Source organism: Sulfitobacter sp. HI0040 (genome assembly GCF_001634885.1).
Lineage (GTDB): Bacteria > Pseudomonadota > Alphaproteobacteria > Rhodobacterales > Rhodobacteraceae > Sulfitobacter.
This window is the reverse complement of record NZ_LWEX01000430.1, coordinates 1-15,881: the sequence shown is the minus strand read 5'-3', so window position 1 is coordinate 15,881 and position 15,881 is coordinate 1. Positions and strand designations below refer to the sequence as shown.

General features: G+C 64.5%; 18 protein-coding genes and 1 tRNA gene. 10 read left to right on the top strand and 9 right to left on the bottom strand.

The genetic code is table 11. From position 1 onward, the window contains the following. On the bottom strand, nucleotides 1-1,268 hold a 1,268-nt coding region (locus A3728_RS17795), incomplete at its 3' end, for a hypothetical protein (RefSeq protein WP_067926758.1). 108 nt (nucleotides 1,269-1,376) lie between these two features. Between A3728_RS17795 and A3728_RS17790 the strand changes: the two genes are divergently transcribed. Then, nucleotides 1,377-1,859, top strand: coding sequence for an MmcB family DNA repair protein (locus A3728_RS17790; RefSeq protein ID WP_067926754.1), 483 nt, complete (start codon nucleotides 1,377-1,379; stop codon nucleotides 1,857-1,859). Nucleotides 1,860-1,884: 25 nt separating this feature from the next. Here the strand turns inward: A3728_RS17790 and A3728_RS17785 are convergent, their stop codons facing one another. Further along, on the bottom strand, nucleotides 1,885-2,085 hold the full coding sequence (locus A3728_RS17785; protein WP_067926750.1) for a DUF6324 family protein: 201 nt from the start codon (nucleotides 2,083-2,085) through the stop codon (nucleotides 1,885-1,887). 182 nt (nucleotides 2,086-2,267) lie between these two features. Between A3728_RS17785 and A3728_RS17780 the strand changes: the two genes are divergently transcribed. The 4 genes from A3728_RS17780 to A3728_RS17765 all read left to right on the top strand — a co-directional run bounded on the left by A3728_RS17780 (nucleotide 2,268) and on the right by A3728_RS17765 (nucleotide 3,741). Beyond that, nucleotides 2,268-2,344, top strand: a tRNA-His gene (locus A3728_RS17780). Between the two features lie 283 nt (nucleotides 2,345-2,627). Next, a complete protein-coding gene (locus A3728_RS17775) occupies nucleotides 2,628-3,095 on the top strand; it encodes a MarR family winged helix-turn-helix transcriptional regulator (RefSeq protein ID WP_067926746.1) in 468 nt (155 codons plus the stop codon). Continuing rightward, complete coding sequence (locus A3728_RS17770; RefSeq protein ID WP_082850967.1) at nucleotides 3,058-3,447, top strand: response regulator; 390 nt, start codon at nucleotides 3,058-3,060, stop codon at nucleotides 3,445-3,447. The genes A3728_RS17775 and A3728_RS17770 overlap by 38 nt, the downstream gene beginning before the upstream one ends. 81 nt (nucleotides 3,448-3,528) lie before the next feature. After that, entirely contained in the window at nucleotides 3,529-3,741 is a 213-nt protein-coding gene (locus A3728_RS17765; protein ID WP_068101155.1) for a hypothetical protein, read from the top strand. A 128-nt stretch (nucleotides 3,742-3,869) separates the two neighbouring features. Here A3728_RS17765 and A3728_RS17760 read toward each other — a convergent pair whose 3' ends face one another. Then, nucleotides 3,870-4,166, bottom strand: coding sequence for a DUF6476 family protein (locus A3728_RS17760; protein ID WP_067926735.1), 297 nt, complete (start codon nucleotides 4,164-4,166; stop codon nucleotides 3,870-3,872). Between A3728_RS17760 and A3728_RS17755 the strand changes: the two genes are divergently transcribed. The 3 genes from A3728_RS17755 (at nucleotide 4,165) to A3728_RS17745 (ending at nucleotide 6,672) form a co-directional block, all read left to right on the top strand. Continuing rightward, nucleotides 4,165-5,196: an RluA family pseudouridine synthase gene (locus tag A3728_RS17755; RefSeq protein WP_067926731.1), complete on the top strand. Its 1,032-nt coding sequence runs from the start codon at nucleotides 4,165-4,167 to the stop codon at nucleotides 5,194-5,196. The genes A3728_RS17760 and A3728_RS17755 overlap by 2 nt on opposite strands. Nucleotides 5,197-5,369: 173 nt before the next feature. Continuing rightward, nucleotides 5,370-6,266: an RNA polymerase sigma factor RpoH gene (gene rpoH, locus A3728_RS17750; RefSeq protein WP_067926728.1), complete on the top strand. Its 897-nt coding sequence runs from the start codon at nucleotides 5,370-5,372 to the stop codon at nucleotides 6,264-6,266. Nucleotides 6,267-6,402: 136 nt separating this feature from the next. Then, on the top strand, nucleotides 6,403-6,672 hold the full coding sequence (locus tag A3728_RS17745) for a DksA/TraR family C4-type zinc finger protein (protein ID WP_067926723.1): 270 nt from the start codon (nucleotides 6,403-6,405) through the stop codon (nucleotides 6,670-6,672). On the opposite strand, the gene A3728_RS17740 is transcribed toward A3728_RS17745, so the two are convergent. From A3728_RS17740 to A3728_RS17715, 6 genes are all read right to left on the bottom strand, one after another. Continuing rightward, complete coding sequence (locus tag A3728_RS17740; protein WP_067926719.1) at nucleotides 6,673-6,927, bottom strand: hypothetical protein; 255 nt, start codon at nucleotides 6,925-6,927, stop codon at nucleotides 6,673-6,675. A gap of 6 nt (nucleotides 6,928-6,933) precedes the next feature. After that, complete coding sequence (locus tag A3728_RS17735) at nucleotides 6,934-8,754, bottom strand: M3 family oligoendopeptidase (RefSeq protein WP_067926715.1); 1,821 nt, start codon at nucleotides 8,752-8,754, stop codon at nucleotides 6,934-6,936. A gap of 72 nt (nucleotides 8,755-8,826) precedes the next feature. Next, a complete protein-coding gene (locus A3728_RS17730) occupies nucleotides 8,827-10,425 on the bottom strand; it encodes an ATP-dependent DNA ligase (RefSeq protein ID WP_067926712.1) in 1,599 nt (532 codons plus the stop codon). Further along, nucleotides 10,422-11,435 carry a ligase-associated DNA damage response exonuclease gene (locus A3728_RS17725; RefSeq protein WP_067926762.1) on the bottom strand — a complete coding sequence of 338 codons (1,014 nt, stop codon included), beginning with the start codon at nucleotides 11,433-11,435 and terminating at the stop codon, nucleotides 10,422-10,424. The genes A3728_RS17730 and A3728_RS17725 overlap by 4 nt, the downstream gene beginning before the upstream one ends. A 164-nt stretch (nucleotides 11,436-11,599) precedes the next feature. Further along, complete coding sequence (locus tag A3728_RS17720; protein WP_067926709.1) at nucleotides 11,600-12,550, bottom strand: alpha/beta fold hydrolase; 951 nt, start codon at nucleotides 12,548-12,550, stop codon at nucleotides 11,600-11,602. Then, entirely contained in the window at nucleotides 12,550-12,840 is a 291-nt protein-coding gene (locus tag A3728_RS17715; RefSeq protein ID WP_067926705.1) for an SCP2 sterol-binding domain-containing protein, read from the bottom strand. Before A3728_RS17715 ends, A3728_RS17720 begins: the two co-directional genes overlap by 1 nt. Nucleotides 12,841-12,920: 80 nt before the next feature. Between A3728_RS17715 and A3728_RS17710 the strand changes: the two genes are divergently transcribed. Both A3728_RS17710 and A3728_RS17705 read left to right on the top strand, forming a co-directional pair. Further along, complete coding sequence (locus A3728_RS17710) at nucleotides 12,921-13,472, top strand: hypothetical protein (protein ID WP_236628266.1); 552 nt, start codon at nucleotides 12,921-12,923, stop codon at nucleotides 13,470-13,472. A 52-nt stretch (nucleotides 13,473-13,524) separates the two neighbouring features. Continuing rightward, nucleotides 13,525-15,881: helicase-related protein (locus A3728_RS17705; protein WP_067926698.1), on the top strand; the 2,357-nt coding region annotated here is incomplete at its 3' end.

The following is a 15,881-nucleotide window of genomic DNA, read 5'->3' as shown; positions in this document are numbered from 1 at the left end:
GTGCGGGGCGTTTGCGCGGAGCGCTCTTCGGGTTCTTCCCGGTCGCCGAGGGTGAATTCAACCTCGCGCATGGCGGCCAGTGCCGCGCGCAATTCGGCCAGCGTCAGCGAATCCTCGACCGCCGCGCCCTCGCGGCCCGTACGGATAGCGGATTGCGTGATCGCAAGGATGAAAACGAGCACCGCCGGCAGCAGGTCGATGGCGATGGCCCCGGCCCATGAGGGCACGAAGTTGCGGGCATAGAGGATCACCGCGTCCGCGCTGGAAATCGGGGTATAGGTTGTATCGGCGGGCAGCGGCATGGATTGCACGGCCTGTGCCGCGCGTTCCAGCGTCGCGGCGCGCTGGGCCAGAACCTCCAGCACGGAGGCGATGGTGGCCCCCTGCGCGCCGCGGTTCTCCTCCGTCGCGCCGTCAAGCTCGGGCAGGACGACAGAAGCGGCCAGATCCTGTGCCGCGCGCTCGACGAGCGGCGCCACCGAAAGCTGGCGCAACTGGGTGATCAACCCGGCGAGCCGTACCGCCTGTTCGGAAAACTCGACGGAGCGCGCCTCCACCGGCCCCGGCTCCACCGTGAGGGCGCGCATCCGGCTGAGGATCTGGTTGCCCTCGGCAAAGGCCTGCGCGACCAGTGGCGTCTGGGAGGTGATCTGCGTCTCCAACCCCGCGAGTTCCGCGGATTTCTGCCGCAGCACGCGGAAGACGGCCCCGCGCCCGGCAAGGCCAGAAAGCGAGCCCGCAGCTTCCTGTTCGCTCAGGTCCTCGAAGCTTTGGCGCACGCGGGAGACATCGCGCTCCAGCGCCTGTGCGGAAAGGGCGATTTCATGCGCGCGTTCGAGCGAGCCCTGATAATCCTGCACCGTCTTGGCGAGATGCTGTTCCACCGCCGCCGATCCGGCGAGCGCCGCCGCGTTGAGCCAGCTCGACATGGCGATGATCGCGATGGAACCAAAGCCCATGGCCCCCAGCAGCCCGACCCGCGCCCGCGCGCCGCGCACCGCCGGGAAAAGCCGCAGCATGTAGGACCAGAAGACGAAGATCCCCACCGACACGGCCACCGAATAGGCGATGGCGGCAAAGGCCGACATGGCGCCGTTGTCGTCCAGCAGGGATGACACGCCAAGGTAGGTATAGATGCCCGAGGCCACCGCCAGCACCCCCAACGCCGTGCCCGAAAAGGTATCGAGCCAGCTCAGATGACCCTGCAACTCGCGCGCGTAGCGCACGCCGCGCGCGTCGGCTTCTGTCATATGGGTCCGGTCAGCCATGCACTTATCCTCGTTATCCAGATTTGAAGGTAGTGCCCGTGGGACCAAAACAGAAGACGCCGCTGCCGGACTTGCAAAATGTTCATGTAATGTTCATATTCCCGCCCCATGAGAGACGATCATGAAACCGGGGTGGATGGCCTGCACACAGCGCCGCTGATGCCGGGGCAGGTGCTGGCGCGTGGCGTGGCGCGGCATCTGGCCGAGCTTGGCTTTGTCACGGTGGAAGAACTGGTGCCCGCGCGCGGATTGCGCGTGGATGTCATGGGGCTGGGGCCGAAGGGCGAGATCTGGATCGTGGAATGCAAATCCTCACGCGCGGATTTCATGGCGGACGGTAAGTGGCACGGCTACCTTGAATGGGCGGACAGGTTCTTCTGGGCGGTGGATGATCGCTTTCCCACGGAACTGCTGCCCGAGGACAGCGGCCTGATGATCGCCGACGGCTATGGCGCGGAGATTTTGCGCACGGGCCCGGAGACAAAGCTGCCAGCGGCCCGGCGCAAGGTGATCACACGGAAATTCGCCTTCCACGCGGCCCGGCGGCTGCATCTGCTGCGCGATCCGGGCGGGGTGACGCACTGGGGATAGGGCCAGAGGACCCCCCGGGGCAGGGTCAGCGTTTGCGGGCCGGTCTGCCGCCGCCCGCGCGGTTCGCGGCGGCCATGATCTCTTCGGCGATCTCGCGGGCCTCTTCGGGGGTGAAATCCATGGGGATCTCCATGCCGCCGCCTTCGACGAAGAGCCGCACCATGCCCTTGTCGGTCGGACCGATCTGCAGGTTCGCCTCGATGTCGCGTTCTGTGTCGATGCCCATGGCGCTCTCCGTCGGTGATGGGGCGTATCGCTAGCGCGGAACGGGGCCGGGGGCAAGGGCGCGCGGGTGTGTGTGGCGGGCGGCGCAGTTGCCTGTGGGGCAGGGTAAGTTCGGATTTCCACCGGTTTTGCGGGCGCGAAGGTCTTGCATTTCGCGGTGGTGGCCGGTAGATCCGCGCCAGTGCCGCCTTAGCTCAGTTGGTTAGAGCGCCTGATTGTGGATCAGGAGGTCCCCCGTTCGAGCCGGGGAGGTGGTACCACCCCTTCGAATTGAACGACTCCTCCGGTTGTCACCCCGCACGTCGCGGTGGCCCTGTTGGCTTACGTTCGGGCGTGGTAAGGTAAATGCGGCTCCGACGGGGAATGACCGCGCGATCTGCCATGACCGAAACCTGTTTGGAGCAAAAGGCGCGGCTGGGGAAATTTCGAGACAGATTCGATCAATATGCGCGCGCGCAGGAACCAAATGCGCCCCCTCCTGTTCATCCTTATGTCGTAATCTCCCGCATACGTGATGGAACCACCAGGGACTCCGGGAAAAGAATGAAGAACCAAGCCGACCAGATAGAGGCCGAAGCCGCCGCCACCCTGCTTGAGCGGATGATTCGCGACATCTATGGCGACAAGGGGTCGAGCGCGGTTCAACCGTTGCAATGGTCGATCCTGCGGTATCTGCGCAAGACCCCGGCGGACCGGAACGAATTGCGCTGGATCGCGCGGTATCTCGGCCTGACCCGTGCGCCCGTGGCCCGGGCCCTGAAAACACTGGAATCGCGCGGTTATGTCGAACAGGCCATTAGCCCTGCAGACAATCGCACGAAGACGGTCAGCCTGACTGTGGAAGGTCGCGAGAAGTTGAATGAGGACCCTATCAAAGTAATCGCGGATCGCATATTATCTCTACCTAAGGCTGAAAAGCTTCAATTTATAAGATCTATTCGAACTATTTCCTTGAATTTAAAAAGTGCCCCAGATGACTCGAACTCGAAAGATCCTCCTAGCGGAGGATGATCCGACCGTTTGCGACCTGATCGAGGAATTCCTCGGTGACATGTCAGTTATCATTGTTGTCACCACAACGCGCGCCGCGACCCGCAAGGCCTTGGCCGAGAATTCCGACTTCGATCTTATCCTGATCGATTTCTGGCTGGCCGACGGGGATGCGACCGAAGTTCTCGATTATCTTAAGGAGGCGCATGCGGGCACGCCGGTGATTGCCATGTCCGGGAGCGATGGCCCGATCGACCTTGAGCGGACGGAAGCGATCACCGAATTGAGCGGCAGCACAATTTTCATGCAGAAACCTCTCAGCCGTGAAACGTTGCGTCAAAAAGTTGAACAATCCTTGAACAAGACAAGCTAAACAAGTGCTTGACCTACTGCACTATCTTGCTATTCGTTGCCAGTAGCAACATATTAGCCGCGCCATAGCCATGAGGGACGCATGAGCGATTTAGACGGTCTGCACGCAATGCAGGAAACACAGGATGTGCTTGGAGGACTTGTGGAATTTCTCACCAAGGTCGGAGACGCCTCTTCGGAGGGGACGAAGGCCGAACTGGATGAACTGGCCGGAAAGCTGGCCGGGGTCGCAGCGGAAATTCCGAAGGTATCGAAGAAGGGACGCGCGGTTTCACGCACGTCGTTCGCAAAATAACTTTTCAGCGTAATTGAGACGCATCTATTAGCATGCGGAAAATAAATCTCATTTACGCTAACGATTTGTTAATAAATTTTGTATAGGGGGCCGGTCTATTCCGATTCCCCCTTTTCCGCGTGCAATCCCTATTCGGATTCCGCGGTGATTTGCAATTCCTGTCGTAGGCCCCCCGTTAATTGGTCGTAAACCAATATCCGGTCATCCTGTGTCACCACGGCGTACCATCCCTGACCGGCCGTCACCGCGAGGGGGGTGGCGCCGTCGGGCAGGGTGATCTGCTGGGGCAGGGCCGGGCCGCGGTCCCGCAGGCGGGTGACAAGCAAACCGATCACGACTAGAAGGCCGAGCATCATCACCACGGTCAGCGACGTCACCAGTCGTCTGAGGAACCTCAGGTTGGCCGGCTCATCGGATTCTATCATGTCGCACCGCCGTATCACCTTTGCCGTTGCGGACGCTCCGCCGCCCCGTCTTGATAAGGCGCTTGCCCGCGATGTGCCAGAGGAGGCCACCCTGTCGCGTACACGGCTCATGCGCCTGATTGAGGAAGGTGCCGTGCGAATCGCCGGCGCGGTGGTGCGCGACCCCCGCGCGACGGTATCCGCCGGCGATCTGGTGGAGATCGATGTGGAGGAGGCGGAGGAGAGCCATATCGCGCCCGAGGCCATCGCGCTGGATGTCGTCTACGAGGATGAGGAGCTTATCGTCGTGGACAAGCCCGCGGGCATGGTCGTGCATCCCGCGCCGGGCTCGCCATCCGGCACGCTGGTGAACGCGCTGCTGGCCCATTGCGGCGACAGCCTGTCCGGGGTGGGCGGGCGCAAGCGGCCCGGTATCGTACACCGGATTGACAAGGATACCTCCGGCCTGCTGGTCGTGGCCAAGACGGATGCCGCGCATCAGGGCCTCGCCGCGCAGTTCGAGCGGCACAGCGTGGAGCGGTATTACCAGACGCTGGTGCACGGCGTGCCCGATGGCAACGATCCTCGGCTGCGCGGGGTGCGGGGCGCCTCGTTCGAGCCGGGCAACATCCTGAAGCTGACCACCCAGCTCGCGCGGCACAAGACGGACCGGCAGCGCCAGGCGGTGCTGTTTCAGGGCGGGCGCCATGCCGTGACCCGGGCGCGCTGCATCGAACGGTTCGGCACGCCCCCGGTGCTGGCGCTGATGGAATGCTGGCTGGAAACGGGCCGCACGCATCAGATCCGCGTGCATCTTGCCCATGCGGGCCACGGGTTGGTGGGTGATCCGGTCTACGGGGGGCGGCGCAAGCTGCCCAAGGCGGCACTTCCCGAGGTCGCCGCGACCGCGGTGCAGAGCTTTCCCCGGCAGGCGCTGCATGCGGCGGTGCTGGGCTTCGTCCACCCGCTGACGGGGCAGGACATGCGGTTCGAGGCCCCATTGCCCCCCGACATGCAGGAGCTGCTCGACAAGGTGCGTCTGGCGGCCTGATCTCGCCCTGATCCTGCCGTCACAACCTATGCGTGCCGCGCATGGCCGGTCTGAGAACGGTACCGTGATGGAACCCATGCCCCCTTTGACCACTTGAATCCATGCAAGCCACTGACCATATGAAATGTTAAGACCGTAAACATACGGGCACCCAAAGATGGGAAAGGGACACGATGGCAAATTATGGAAATCTCCCCGCACCGACTCCGGAAGGTGGATTAAACCGCTACATGCAGGAAATCCGCAAGTTTCCCCTGCTGGAACCGGAAGAAGAATACATGCTGGCCAAGCGCTGGGTCGAAGAACAGGACCCCGAAGCGGCCCACAAGATGGTCACCTCGCACCTGCGGCTCGCGGCCAAGATCGCCATGGGATACCGTGGTTACGGCCTGCCGCAGTCCGAGGTGATCTCCGAAGCGAACGTGGGCCTGATGCAGGCCGTCAAGCGGTTCGACCCCGAAAAGGGCTTCCGCCTCGCAACCTATGCGATGTGGTGGATCCGGGCGTCCATTCAGGAATATGTGCTGCGCTCGTGGTCGCTGGTAAAACTGGGCACGACCTCCGGCCAGAAGAAGCTGTTCTTCAACCTGCGCAAGGCCAAGAACAAGATCGGCGCGCTGGAAGAGGGCGACCTGCATCCTGACAACGTCAAGCGGATCGCGACCGATCTGGGCGTGACCGAGGAAGAGGTGGTTTCGATGAACCGCCGGATGTCCGGCGGCGATGCCTCGCTCAACGCGACCGTGGGCTCCGAAGGTGAGGGGACCATGCAATGGCAGGACTGGCTGGAGGACGAGGACGCCGATCAGGCCACCGACTATGCAGAGCGGGATGAATTGGAGACCCGCCGCGAGATGCTGGCCGAGGCGCTCGACGTGCTCAATGATCGGGAGAAGGACATCCTGACCCAACGCCGCCTGTCCGATGAGACCGTGACGCTCGAGGATCTTTCCACCCAGTATGACGTGAGCCGCGAACGCATCCGCCAGATCGAGGTGCGGGCCTTCGAGAAGCTGCAAAAGCGGATGCGCGAACTGGCGAAGGAAAAGGGCATGTTGCCCGCCTCCTGATCGCGCATCGCGCTGATATGCAGACCATGACCCCGCCCCCCCCCGGCGGGGTCCTTTCGTTTCGGGTCTGCTCTTGGTGAACCCGGGGTGACGTACGGGGGGATCGCACCTACATTCAAGGCAGGAGGATATGACGATGGCTGGTGGTTGGACGAGAGACGGCGCGGTTTCGGAACAGATCGAAGCCTCTATCAATGACGAATTGGCACGGCTGAAGGCGCGCAAGGCGCCCGTGGGCTCCAGCGCCACCCATTGCGCCGAATGCGAGGAGCCGATTCCGCAGGCGCGGCGCGAGGCGCTGCCGGGGGTCAAGCTGTGCATCGACTGCGTGCGCGAACGCGACAGCAGGCCGCAGACCCGCGGCGGGATCAACCGGCGTGGATCGAAAGACAGTCAGCTGAAATAATCAGCCCCGGCGGCGCTTGTTCCACCGCGCGCGGATCGGGCGCATGCCCATGGCGGCCACGGCGAAACCCACCGGGATCATCCAGAAGCCAAGGATCGGCAGGAAGCCGAGCAGCCCCAGTAGCATCAACAGGATGCCCAGTGGCAGCCTCAGCCATTCGGGCACGGTCTTGCGCACCCACGCCAAAAACCGGCGCAGGCGCTGTTTGAGCGTTCTGTGTCTCAGAGGTGCGATCGGATGATCAGCGGTGGCCATCGCGGGTCAGTCTTCCATTGCTTCCAGCTCGTCGATCATACCGGAGATCATCGACAGCCCCTTGTCCCAGAAGGCGGGGTCGCTGGCATCCAGCCCGAACGGAGCGAGCAGTTCCTTGTGATGCTTGGAGCCACCGGCTTTCAGCATGTCGAAATACTTCTCTTCGAAGCCTTCCTTGCCCTCTTCGTAGACGGCGTAGAGCGCGTTCACCAAGCCGTCACCGAAGGCATAGGCATAGACGTAGAAGGGCGAATGGACGAAGTGCGGGATATAGGCCCAGAAGGTTTCATAGCCTTCCATGAAGTCAAAGGCCGGGCCGAGGCTTTCGGCCTGCACGGACATCCAGAGCGCGTTGATGTCATCGGGGGTAAGCTCTCCGCCGCGCCGCGCCTCGTGCAGCTTGCATTCGAAGTCGTAGAAGGCGATCTGACGCACGACCGTGTTGATCATGTCCTCGACCTTGCCGGCCAGCAGCACCTTGCGCTCCGCGTCGGATTTGGCGTTTTCCAACATCTTGCGGAAGGTCAGCATCTCTCCGAAGACCGATGCCGTCTCGGCGAGGGTCAGCGGGGTGGAGGACAGCATTTCGCCCTGATCGGCGGCCAGAACCTGATGGACACCGTGGCCCAGTTCATGCGCCAGCGTCATCACGTCCCGCGGTTTGCCGAGGTAGTTCAGCATAACGTAGGGATGCACATCCGTCACCGTCGGATGCGCGAAGGCCCCCGGCGCCTTGCCGGGTTTCACGCCCGCGTCGATCCAGCCGTCGCTGAAGAAGGGCGCCGCCAGTTCGCCCATCCGGGGATCGAACGCCTCATAGGCGTCCATCACCATCTCTTTGGCGCGGTTCCAGTCGACGATGCGCGGGTCTTCCATCGGCAGCGGTGCGTTCCGGTCCCAGACCTGCATGCGGTCCAGCCCCAGCCATTTGCGCTTCAGCTCGTAATAGCGATGGCTGAGCTTGGGGTAGGCTTCCACGACTGCGTTGCGCAGCGCCTCGACCACCTCGGGCTCTACCTGATTGCTCAGATGCCGCCCGGTCTGCGGGGTGGGCATGCCGCGCCAGCGGTCGATGACCTCCTTTTCCTTAGCCTGCGTGTTATGGACGCGGGCAAAGGTGCGGATATTCTCGGAAAAGACACGCGCCAACTCGCGCGCGGCGGCTTCGCGCTTGGCACGGTCCGGGTCCGTCAGCAGGTTGAGCACGCCTTCGATATTGAGGTCTTCGCCCTCCACCTCGAATTGAAGCCCGGCGATGGTTTCGTCGAACAGACGTTCCCAGGCATCGCCGACGACGCCCAGATCATGCAGGAAACGCTCCATCTCGTCCGACAGCTGATAGGGCTTCATCGCGCGGATCCGGTCGAACACGGGCTTGTAGCGCGCCAGATCGGGGTTGCGGGACATCAGCTTTTCAAGGTGATCGTCCGCCAGCCGGTTCAGTTCGAGGCTGAAGAAAACCAGCGGCGTGGTGAAGTTGGTGATCTTTTCCTGCATGTCGGACATGAACTTCGTCCGCCCGCCATCCGTCGTCAGCTGGTAGTAGCGCAGCCCGGCGAAGGACATGATCCGCCCGGCAATGTTGTTGATCTTTTCGTTGCGCAGCACGCATTCGAGCAGCCCGTCCGCATCAAGCTCGGCCAGTTTGCCTTCGTAGTCGCTTGCGAAGGAGGCGCAGGCTTCTTCGAGCCAATCGAGATCGCGTTTCAGTTCCGGCGCGTCCTCGCCCCGGTAGAGGTCATCGAGGTTCCATTCCGGCAGATCGCCGAGGTTCTTGCCCCCGGAGGTGGCATTGGCGTCGGAGACGGGGAAGGGCAGTTGCAGCATTGTATCGGACCTCATTTCTTTCGGTACAGGTAGGATGGGCAGGCGCCGGGAACAACCGGCAAGCGGCGGGGATCAGCCGTATATCCGCAACATTTCCTTCAGATCATCCAGCGTGTTCGCTTCCTGCAGGGGTTTGTCGTGCCGCCAGCGGGCCATCCGCGGAAACCGCAGCGCCACGCCGGACTTGTGGCGGGGGCTGGCCTGGATGCCCTCAAAGGCGATTTCGAAGACATGATGCGGCTTCACCTTGCGCACCGGGCCATAGCGTTCTTCGGTGTTCTTGCGGACCCAGGCGGTGATCTTGCGGAATTCCGCGTCCGTCAGGCCGGAATAGGCCTTGGTGAAGGGCACCAGATCGTTGCCGTTCCAGACAGCAAAGGTGAAATCCGTGAACAGGTTCGCCCGCCGCCCGGAGCCTGACTGCGCATAGATCATCACCGCGTCGATGGTCAGCGGATCGAGCTTCCACTTCCACCAGTCGCCCTTCTTGCGCCCGGCAAGGTAGGGGCTGTCCGCCCGTTTCAGCATCAGCCCCTCGGCCTGCGCCGCCCGCGCGGTCAGCCGCAGATCGGCCAGCGCCGACCAGTCGTCAAAGGCATGTTGCGGCGACAGCCGCACCGCCGCCTCGGGCGGCAGGTCGGCGCAGGCGACCTCAAGCAGCGCGCGGCGCTCGGCAAAGGGGCGGTCGCGGATGTCCTGCCCCTGCCATTCCAGAAGGTCATAGGCATGCAGCACCACGGGGGCGTCCTTCAGCAGCTTCTTGGGCACCGTCTTGCGCCCGATCCGCGCCTGAAGCGCATTGAAGGAGGAGGGCGCGTCGGACCCCGGTATCCAGACCAGCAATTCGCCGTCCAGCACCGTGCCGGGGGGCAGGTGGTCGATGGCGCGGGCGAGTTCGGGGAACCGGTCGGTCATCAGTTCCTCACCCCGGGACCAGACGAAATAATCGCCGTCGCGCAGGATCAGCTGGCCGCGGATACCGTCCCATTTCCATTCCGCGCGCCAATCCGTCGGATCGCCCAGCGTTTCGGGTTCGGCCTCCAGCGCATAGGCGAGGTAGAAAGGATAGGGCCGCGACGCGTCGGCGGAGGCGTCCTCCGCCTCGATCAGCGCGTGCCAGTTCACCTCGTCCGGGTGCCAGTTGCCCATGAGCCGATGCGCCAGCTCCGCCTCCGGCTTGCCCGTCGCCTGCGCCAGCGCCCGGGTCATCAGCTTTTGGCTGACGCCCACGCGAAACCCGCCGGTGATCAGCTTGTTGAACAGGAACCGTTCGGTCCCGCCAAGGACGCGCCAGCAGTCCAGCACGAAGGCCTTGCGCTCCGCCTCTTCCATGTCGCGCAACTGGCGCAGCGCCCCGATCCAGTGCGACAGCGGGCGGTCGTCCTGTGTGGGATTGGGCGGCAGGACGAGCGAGATCGTTTCCGCCAGATCGCCCACGATGGCGTAGCTCTCCTCGAAGAGCCAAAGCGGCACATCGGCGGCCTCCGAGGCCCATTCGCGCAGCCGCGTCGTGGTCACCGCGCGCTTGGGCCGGCGCCCGGAAAAAAGCGCCACGGTCCAGAGCTTGTCGGCCTCCGGCGCGTCAGAGAAATAATCGGCCAGCGCCGCGACCTTGACGGTGGTCTTGGTGCTCTGGTCGATGGCGGCGAAGAGTTTGGCAAAGCGCTTCACGCCACATCCCCCGTATCGAGGCTTTCGCCTTCGAACTGGGTCGGCACCACTTCGGCGTTCCAGCCTTCGTCGTTCAGGTATCGCGTGAAGATATCCGTGTAACCGTGCGTGACATATATGTTTTCCGCACCCGTTTCGGTAATCGCCCAGAGCAGCCCGCGCCAATCCGCATGGTCCGAGATCACGAACCCCCGGTCGCCCGCGCGCCGCCTGCGCACCCCGCGCAGTGCCATCCAGCCGGAAGCGAAGGCGCTTTCCTGCGGCCCGAACCGGCGCGCCCACTGGCTGCCGAGCGCCGAGGGCGGCGACAGCACCAGTGCGCGCGTATGCTCCTTGGGCACCAGTTCCGGGGTCACCAACGTGGTATCCGGCAGGGCAATGCCCTGACCGCGCAGCACCTCGTTGGTGTTCTCCACCGCCGCGTGGGTCAGGATCGGCCCGATCCCCGGGTCCAGCATGGAGAGCAACCGCTGCGCCTTGCCCAGCGAATAGGCTCCGAGGAACGCCGTCTTGCCTGCCGCGGCGCAGCCTCGCCACCAATCGTTGATCTCGGCCGCGACGTCGGCTTGCGGGCGCCAGCGAAAGACCGGCAGGCCAAAGGTGCTTTCGGTGATGAAATGATGACAGCGCACCGGCTCGAACGGGGTCGACAGACCGTCGTCCACGACCTTGTAATCGCCCGAGGCGACGAAGACCTCGCCCGCCACCTCCACCCTGATCTGGGCGGAGCCGGGAACATGGCCCGCCGGGTGGAACGACACATTGGCCCCGCCGATCCGCCGGGTCTGGCCATAGCCGATCCCTTCGAGCGCCACATCGCCGAGCCGATGGCGCATGACCGGCAGCGCCTCATGCGTGGCGAGATAGCGGCCCATGCCGTCGCGGGCATGGTCGGCATGGCCATGGGTGATCAGCGCCCGGTCCACCGGCAGCCAGGGGTCGATGTGGAAATCGCCTGCGGGGCAATAGATGCCCCTGTCGGTAAATTGCAGTACGGGATCGCGCGTCATGGCGCTGATGTAGGTGCCGCGCCGGGTTTGCACAGGCCCCCGGTCACATCCCGGCGCACGCGCACCCCCTTCTTCCAAATGGTTCAAAACTCCCGCCGGAGGCATTGCACCACGCCCCCGCGGGGACGACCGCTGGCGGGGAAGCACCGCCTCACCCCATTTGCTCACCCCTTGCGGGCGGTGCCCAGAAACAGGTCGCGAATGCCGTCGAAGATCGGTTGCCGCAGCGCCTCGACCTCCATCAGCACCTCGTGTTCCGCGCCCTCGACCATGCGCAACTCGCCCCCGGTCCAGCGCGCCATGCGCTTGTGGATGCGGTTCTTGTCGACGATGCGCTCATTGGTGCCGAGCCACGTGATACAGGGCAGCCCGGGGGCGGCGCGCCGGGTGAGGTCGGCGGTTTCCGCCAGCGCCTCGCGCAGCCAGACGAAGCTGGGCCCGCCCAGCGACAGCTCGGGATGCGCGCGGATCTGGTCGCGCATCATCTCGTACATCGCGGGGTCGGTCGTCAGCATGTTGTCTTCGAAAGGTTCGGCCAGCACATAGGCCTCGGCGTAGGAGCCGGGGGGCATCAGCCCGCCGCGCCCGATGCGCGGCATGATGCGTGTCATCGCCCCGGCCACCAGCCGCATGTGCGGCGCAATGTGAATGCCCCACATGGGCGCGCTGAAGGCCGCGGCCTGCACCGGCAGCCCTTCCATCACGGCGCGCAACCCGATGGCGCCCCCCATGGAATGGGCCAGCAGGAACCACGGGCGCGGCAGGTCGAGCGCCCGCGCGGCCTGCAGCACGGCGGCCACGTCCTTCTGGTAGTCCGCGAAAAGATCGACATGCCCGACCGTGCGGTCGGGCAGCAGCCGGTCGGCGAGCCCCTGTCCGCGCCAGTCGACCGCCAGCGTGGACAGCCCCCGCGCGGCCAGTTCACCGGCGCAGGTGCCGTATTTCTCGATGTATTCGGTGCGCCCGGGGAACAGCAGCACCGTGCCTTTCGGCGCCTCTGCGGGCCAGTGCGCGACGCGGATCCTCTTGCCGTCCGATGTGTCCGCCCAGTGGGCGCTGGCGCCCGCCGGGCCGGGGTGGACATCGGTGAAGAGGGGCGCGTCGCTCAGCGGCATCAGGCGAGAACGGCCGCCAGCTTCATGGCCATGCCCATGTCGCCGTCGATCTTGAGCGCGCCGGACATGAAGGCGGAGGTGGGGTTGGTGTCGCCTTCGAGGATCGAGCGGAAGGTCTCCGCATCGGCGGACATGGTGACATCCGCGGGCTCGTCACCGGCGCGCGCGCCGTTGTCGTCCATCATGATGCAGCCTTCGCCTTCGATGTCGAACTTGGCGGTGCCGCCGATGTCCGATCCGGCCAGCTTTTCGTTCAGTACGGTGACGGCTTCGTTTACAGTATCGCTCATCTTGAACCCTTTTTCGGCATTCGGCCCCCCGGCATCTGGAATTGCGGCGCGGGCCTGTTACATTCAGGCAAGTTATGCGCATGGATTTCACCAATCTCAAACATACCGTTGCGGCACTTGCCCTCTGGGCGGGGCTTGCCGGCGGGGCCGCTGCGCAGGAAGATGCCGACGGGCTGCTGCAATCGCTGCGCACGGCCCCCCCGCAGGAGGCCGCCGCCATCAGCCGCAAGCTGGAGGCGGGCTGGCGCAAGTCAGGCTCCGCCGCGATGGACCTGTTGCTGCAACGGGGCGCGGATGCGCTGGAGGAGGGCGACTACGCGCTGGCGATCGACCATCTGACCGCGCTGACGGACCATGCGCCGGGTTTTGCCGAAGGCTGGCACCTGCGCGCGCAGGCCTATTACCGCCGGTCGCTCTACGGTCCCGCGCTGGCGGATCTGGAACGGACGCTGGCGCTCAATCCCGATCAGTACAACGCCATTTTCGGCTTCGCGACCATGGTGCAGGAATTCGGCGATTCGGCCCGGGCGGCGGCGCTTTACCGCATGGTGCTGGATCTGAACCCCCATCACGAGAACGCGCAAAAGGCGCTCGACGCGCTGCGCCGCGAGGGCATCGGGCGCAGGCTTTGATCTTTTCACTCCGCTAGAGCGAGGACGACCTGTGGCAGGGCAATCTCGGATCGTGGCCGTTCTGGGCCCGACCAATACCGGCAAGACGACCTATGCCATCGAGCGGATGCTGGCCCATCGGACCGGGGTGATCGGCCTGCCGCTGCGCCTGCTCGCCCGGGAGGTCTATGACCGGATCGTGGCCCTGCGCGGCCCGTCGGTCGTGGCGCTGGTGACGGGCGAGGAGCGGATCGTGCCGCCCCGCACCCAGTACTGGGTCTGCACGGTAGAGGCGATGCCCGAGGGGATGGGCGCCGATTGCGTCGCGGTGGATGAAATCCAGCTCGCCGCCGATCCGGAGCGCGGCCATGTCTTCACCGACCGCCTGCTGCGGGCGCGCGGGCTGCACGAAACCCTGTTCCTTGGTTCGGACACCATGCGCGGCACCATCGCGAGCCTTGTGCCCGGCGCCCAGTTCATGCGCCGCGAACGGATGAGCGAGCTGATCCATTCGGGCCAGAAGAAAATCAGCCGGATGCGCCCCCGCAGCGCCATCGTCGGCTTCTCGGTGGAGAATGTCTATGCCATCGCCGAGTTGATACGCCGCCAGAAGGGCGGGGCCGCCGTGGTGATGGGCGCGCTCAGCCCCCGGACGCGCAACGCGCAGGTGGCGATGTACCAGAACGGCGAGGTCGATTACCTCGTGGCGACGGATGCCATCGGCATGGGGCTGAACCTCGATGTCGATCACGTCGCCTTTTCGGCCCTGTCGAAGTTCGACGGGCGGCGGATGCGCCCGCTTGCCCCGAATGAGCTTGCCCAGATCGCGGGCCGGGCCGGGCGCGGGTTCAACAGCGGCACCTTCGGCACCACCGGGGACGCGCCGCCGCTCGACGATCAGGTGGCGCGGGCGATCATGGATCATTCCTTCACCCCGCAGAACAAGGTCAACTGGCGCAATCACGCGCTGCAATTCGGCAGTATCGACCGGCTCATCCAGACGCTGGAGGCGCCGCCGGAACATGAAAGGCTGATGCGCGCGAGAGAGGCGGATGACCTGCGCGCCCTGAAGGAACTGGCGCAGGTTGCCGAGGTGGAGGCCCGCTGCACCGATGGTCCTTCGGTGCGGCTGTTGTGGGATGTCTGCCGGATCCCGGACTTCCGCGGCATCTCCCACGGGGAACACGCGGGCCTTCTGGAACGCATCTTCAACTACCTGCATCAGCGCGGCACGATCCCCGACGACTGGCTCGCCCGACAAATCCGCAGGATTGATCGAACCGATGGCGACATTGATGCGTTGTCCAAACGACTGGCTTTCATCCGAACCTGGACCTACGTGGCACAACGCCGGGGATGGACAGCAGATGAAAGCCATTGGCGCGGGGAGACCCGTATCGTAGAAGACCGCTTGTCGGACGCATTGCACGAACGTCTGACCCAGAGATTTGTGGACCGGCGCACATCCGTGCTTTTGCGCCGGCTTGGACAGAAGGAAGCCATGGTGGCCGAAGTAAACGACAACGGCGAAGTGACCGTAGAAGGCGAACACGTAGGCAAGCTGGACGGCTTCCGGTTCAGGGCGGACAAGGGCGCCGGCGGCGCGGAGGAAAAGACCATCAAATCCGCCGCATTGCAGGCGCTGGCCCCGCAGTTCCATCTGCGCGCGGACCGGTTCTACAACGCCCCCGATACCGAGATCGATTTTACCGAACAGGGCGGGCTGATGTGGGGCTCTGCCGCGGTTGGCAAGCTGGTGGCGGGTTCCGATCTGCTGAAGCCGCAGGTCGAGGTTTTCGTGGATGATGTCGCAGGCGCCGAGGTCGCCGAGAAGGTGAAGCGCCGCTTGCAGCATTTCATCGACCGCAAGATCGCCGCCTTGTTCGAACCGCTGCTGTCGCTGCAGAAGGACGAAAGCCTCAGCGGGCTGGCCAAGGGCTTTGCCTTCCGCATGGTGGAGAATTTCGGCATCCTGCCGCGTGTGCAGGTGGCTGAAGAGGTGAAATCGCTCGATCAGGATGCGCGCTCGGCGCTGCGCAAGCATGGTCTGCGCTTTGGTCAGTTCACCATCTTCATGCCGCTGCTTCTGAAACCCGCCCCCACGCGGCTGCGGCTGGTGCTCTGGTCGCTGGGCAAGGGTCTGAACGAATTCCCCGAATCGCCGCCGCCCGGCCTCGTGACCATTCCCGTGGAAGCCGATGCGCCCGAGGGGGCCGATACGATGTCCGGCTACCGCAACGCGGGCAAGCGGGCCATCCGCATCGACATGCTGGAACGGCTGGCCGACATGCTGCGCGCCGAGGATTCGCGCGGCGGGTTCGAGGCCAAGGCCGACATGCTGTCGATCACCGGCATGACGCTGGAGCAGTTCGCCGACCTGATGGAAGGCCTCGGCTACCGCGCGGAGAAGGCCGAACGCACCAAGGTCAA

Bases quoted from the DNA above. Each gene is read 5' to 3' on its own strand.
- A3728_RS17775 (WP_067926746.1), top strand. From the start codon at position 2,628: ATGAAGAACCAAGCCGACCAGATAGAGGCCGAAGCCGCCGCCACCCTG.
- A3728_RS17710 (WP_236628266.1), top strand. From the start codon at position 12,921: ATGGATTTCACCAATCTCAAACATACCGTTGCGGCACTTGCCCTCTGG.
- A3728_RS17735 (WP_067926715.1), bottom strand. From the start codon at position 8,754: ATGCTGCAACTGCCCTTCCCCGTCTCCGACGCCAATGCCACCTCCGGG.
- A3728_RS17725 (WP_067926762.1), bottom strand. From the start codon at position 11,435: ATGACGCGCGATCCCGTACTGCAATTTACCGACAGGGGCATCTATTGC.
- A3728_RS17790 (WP_067926754.1), top strand. From the start codon at position 1,377: ATGAGAGACGATCATGAAACCGGGGTGGATGGCCTGCACACAGCGCCG.
- A3728_RS17770 (WP_082850967.1), top strand. From the start codon at position 3,058: ATGACTCGAACTCGAAAGATCCTCCTAGCGGAGGATGATCCGACCGTT.
- A3728_RS17760 (WP_067926735.1), bottom strand. From the start codon at position 4,166: ATGATAGAATCCGATGAGCCGGCCAACCTGAGGTTCCTCAGACGACTG.
- A3728_RS17765 (WP_068101155.1), top strand. From the start codon at position 3,529: ATGAGCGATTTAGACGGTCTGCACGCAATGCAGGAAACACAGGATGTG.
- A3728_RS17720 (WP_067926709.1), bottom strand. From the start codon at position 12,550: ATGCCGCTGAGCGACGCGCCCCTCTTCACCGATGTCCACCCCGGCCCG.
- A3728_RS17755 (WP_067926731.1), top strand. From the start codon at position 4,165: ATGTCGCACCGCCGTATCACCTTTGCCGTTGCGGACGCTCCGCCGCCC.
- rpoH (WP_067926728.1), top strand. From the start codon at position 5,370: ATGGCAAATTATGGAAATCTCCCCGCACCGACTCCGGAAGGTGGATTA.
- A3728_RS17715 (WP_067926705.1), bottom strand. From the start codon at position 12,840: ATGAGCGATACTGTAAACGAAGCCGTCACCGTACTGAACGAAAAGCTG.
- A3728_RS17740 (WP_067926719.1), bottom strand. From the start codon at position 6,927: ATGGCCACCGCTGATCATCCGATCGCACCTCTGAGACACAGAACGCTC.
- A3728_RS17785 (WP_067926750.1), bottom strand. From the start codon at position 2,085: ATGGGCATCGACACAGAACGCGACATCGAGGCGAACCTGCAGATCGGT.
- A3728_RS17745 (WP_067926723.1), top strand. From the start codon at position 6,403: ATGGCTGGTGGTTGGACGAGAGACGGCGCGGTTTCGGAACAGATCGAA.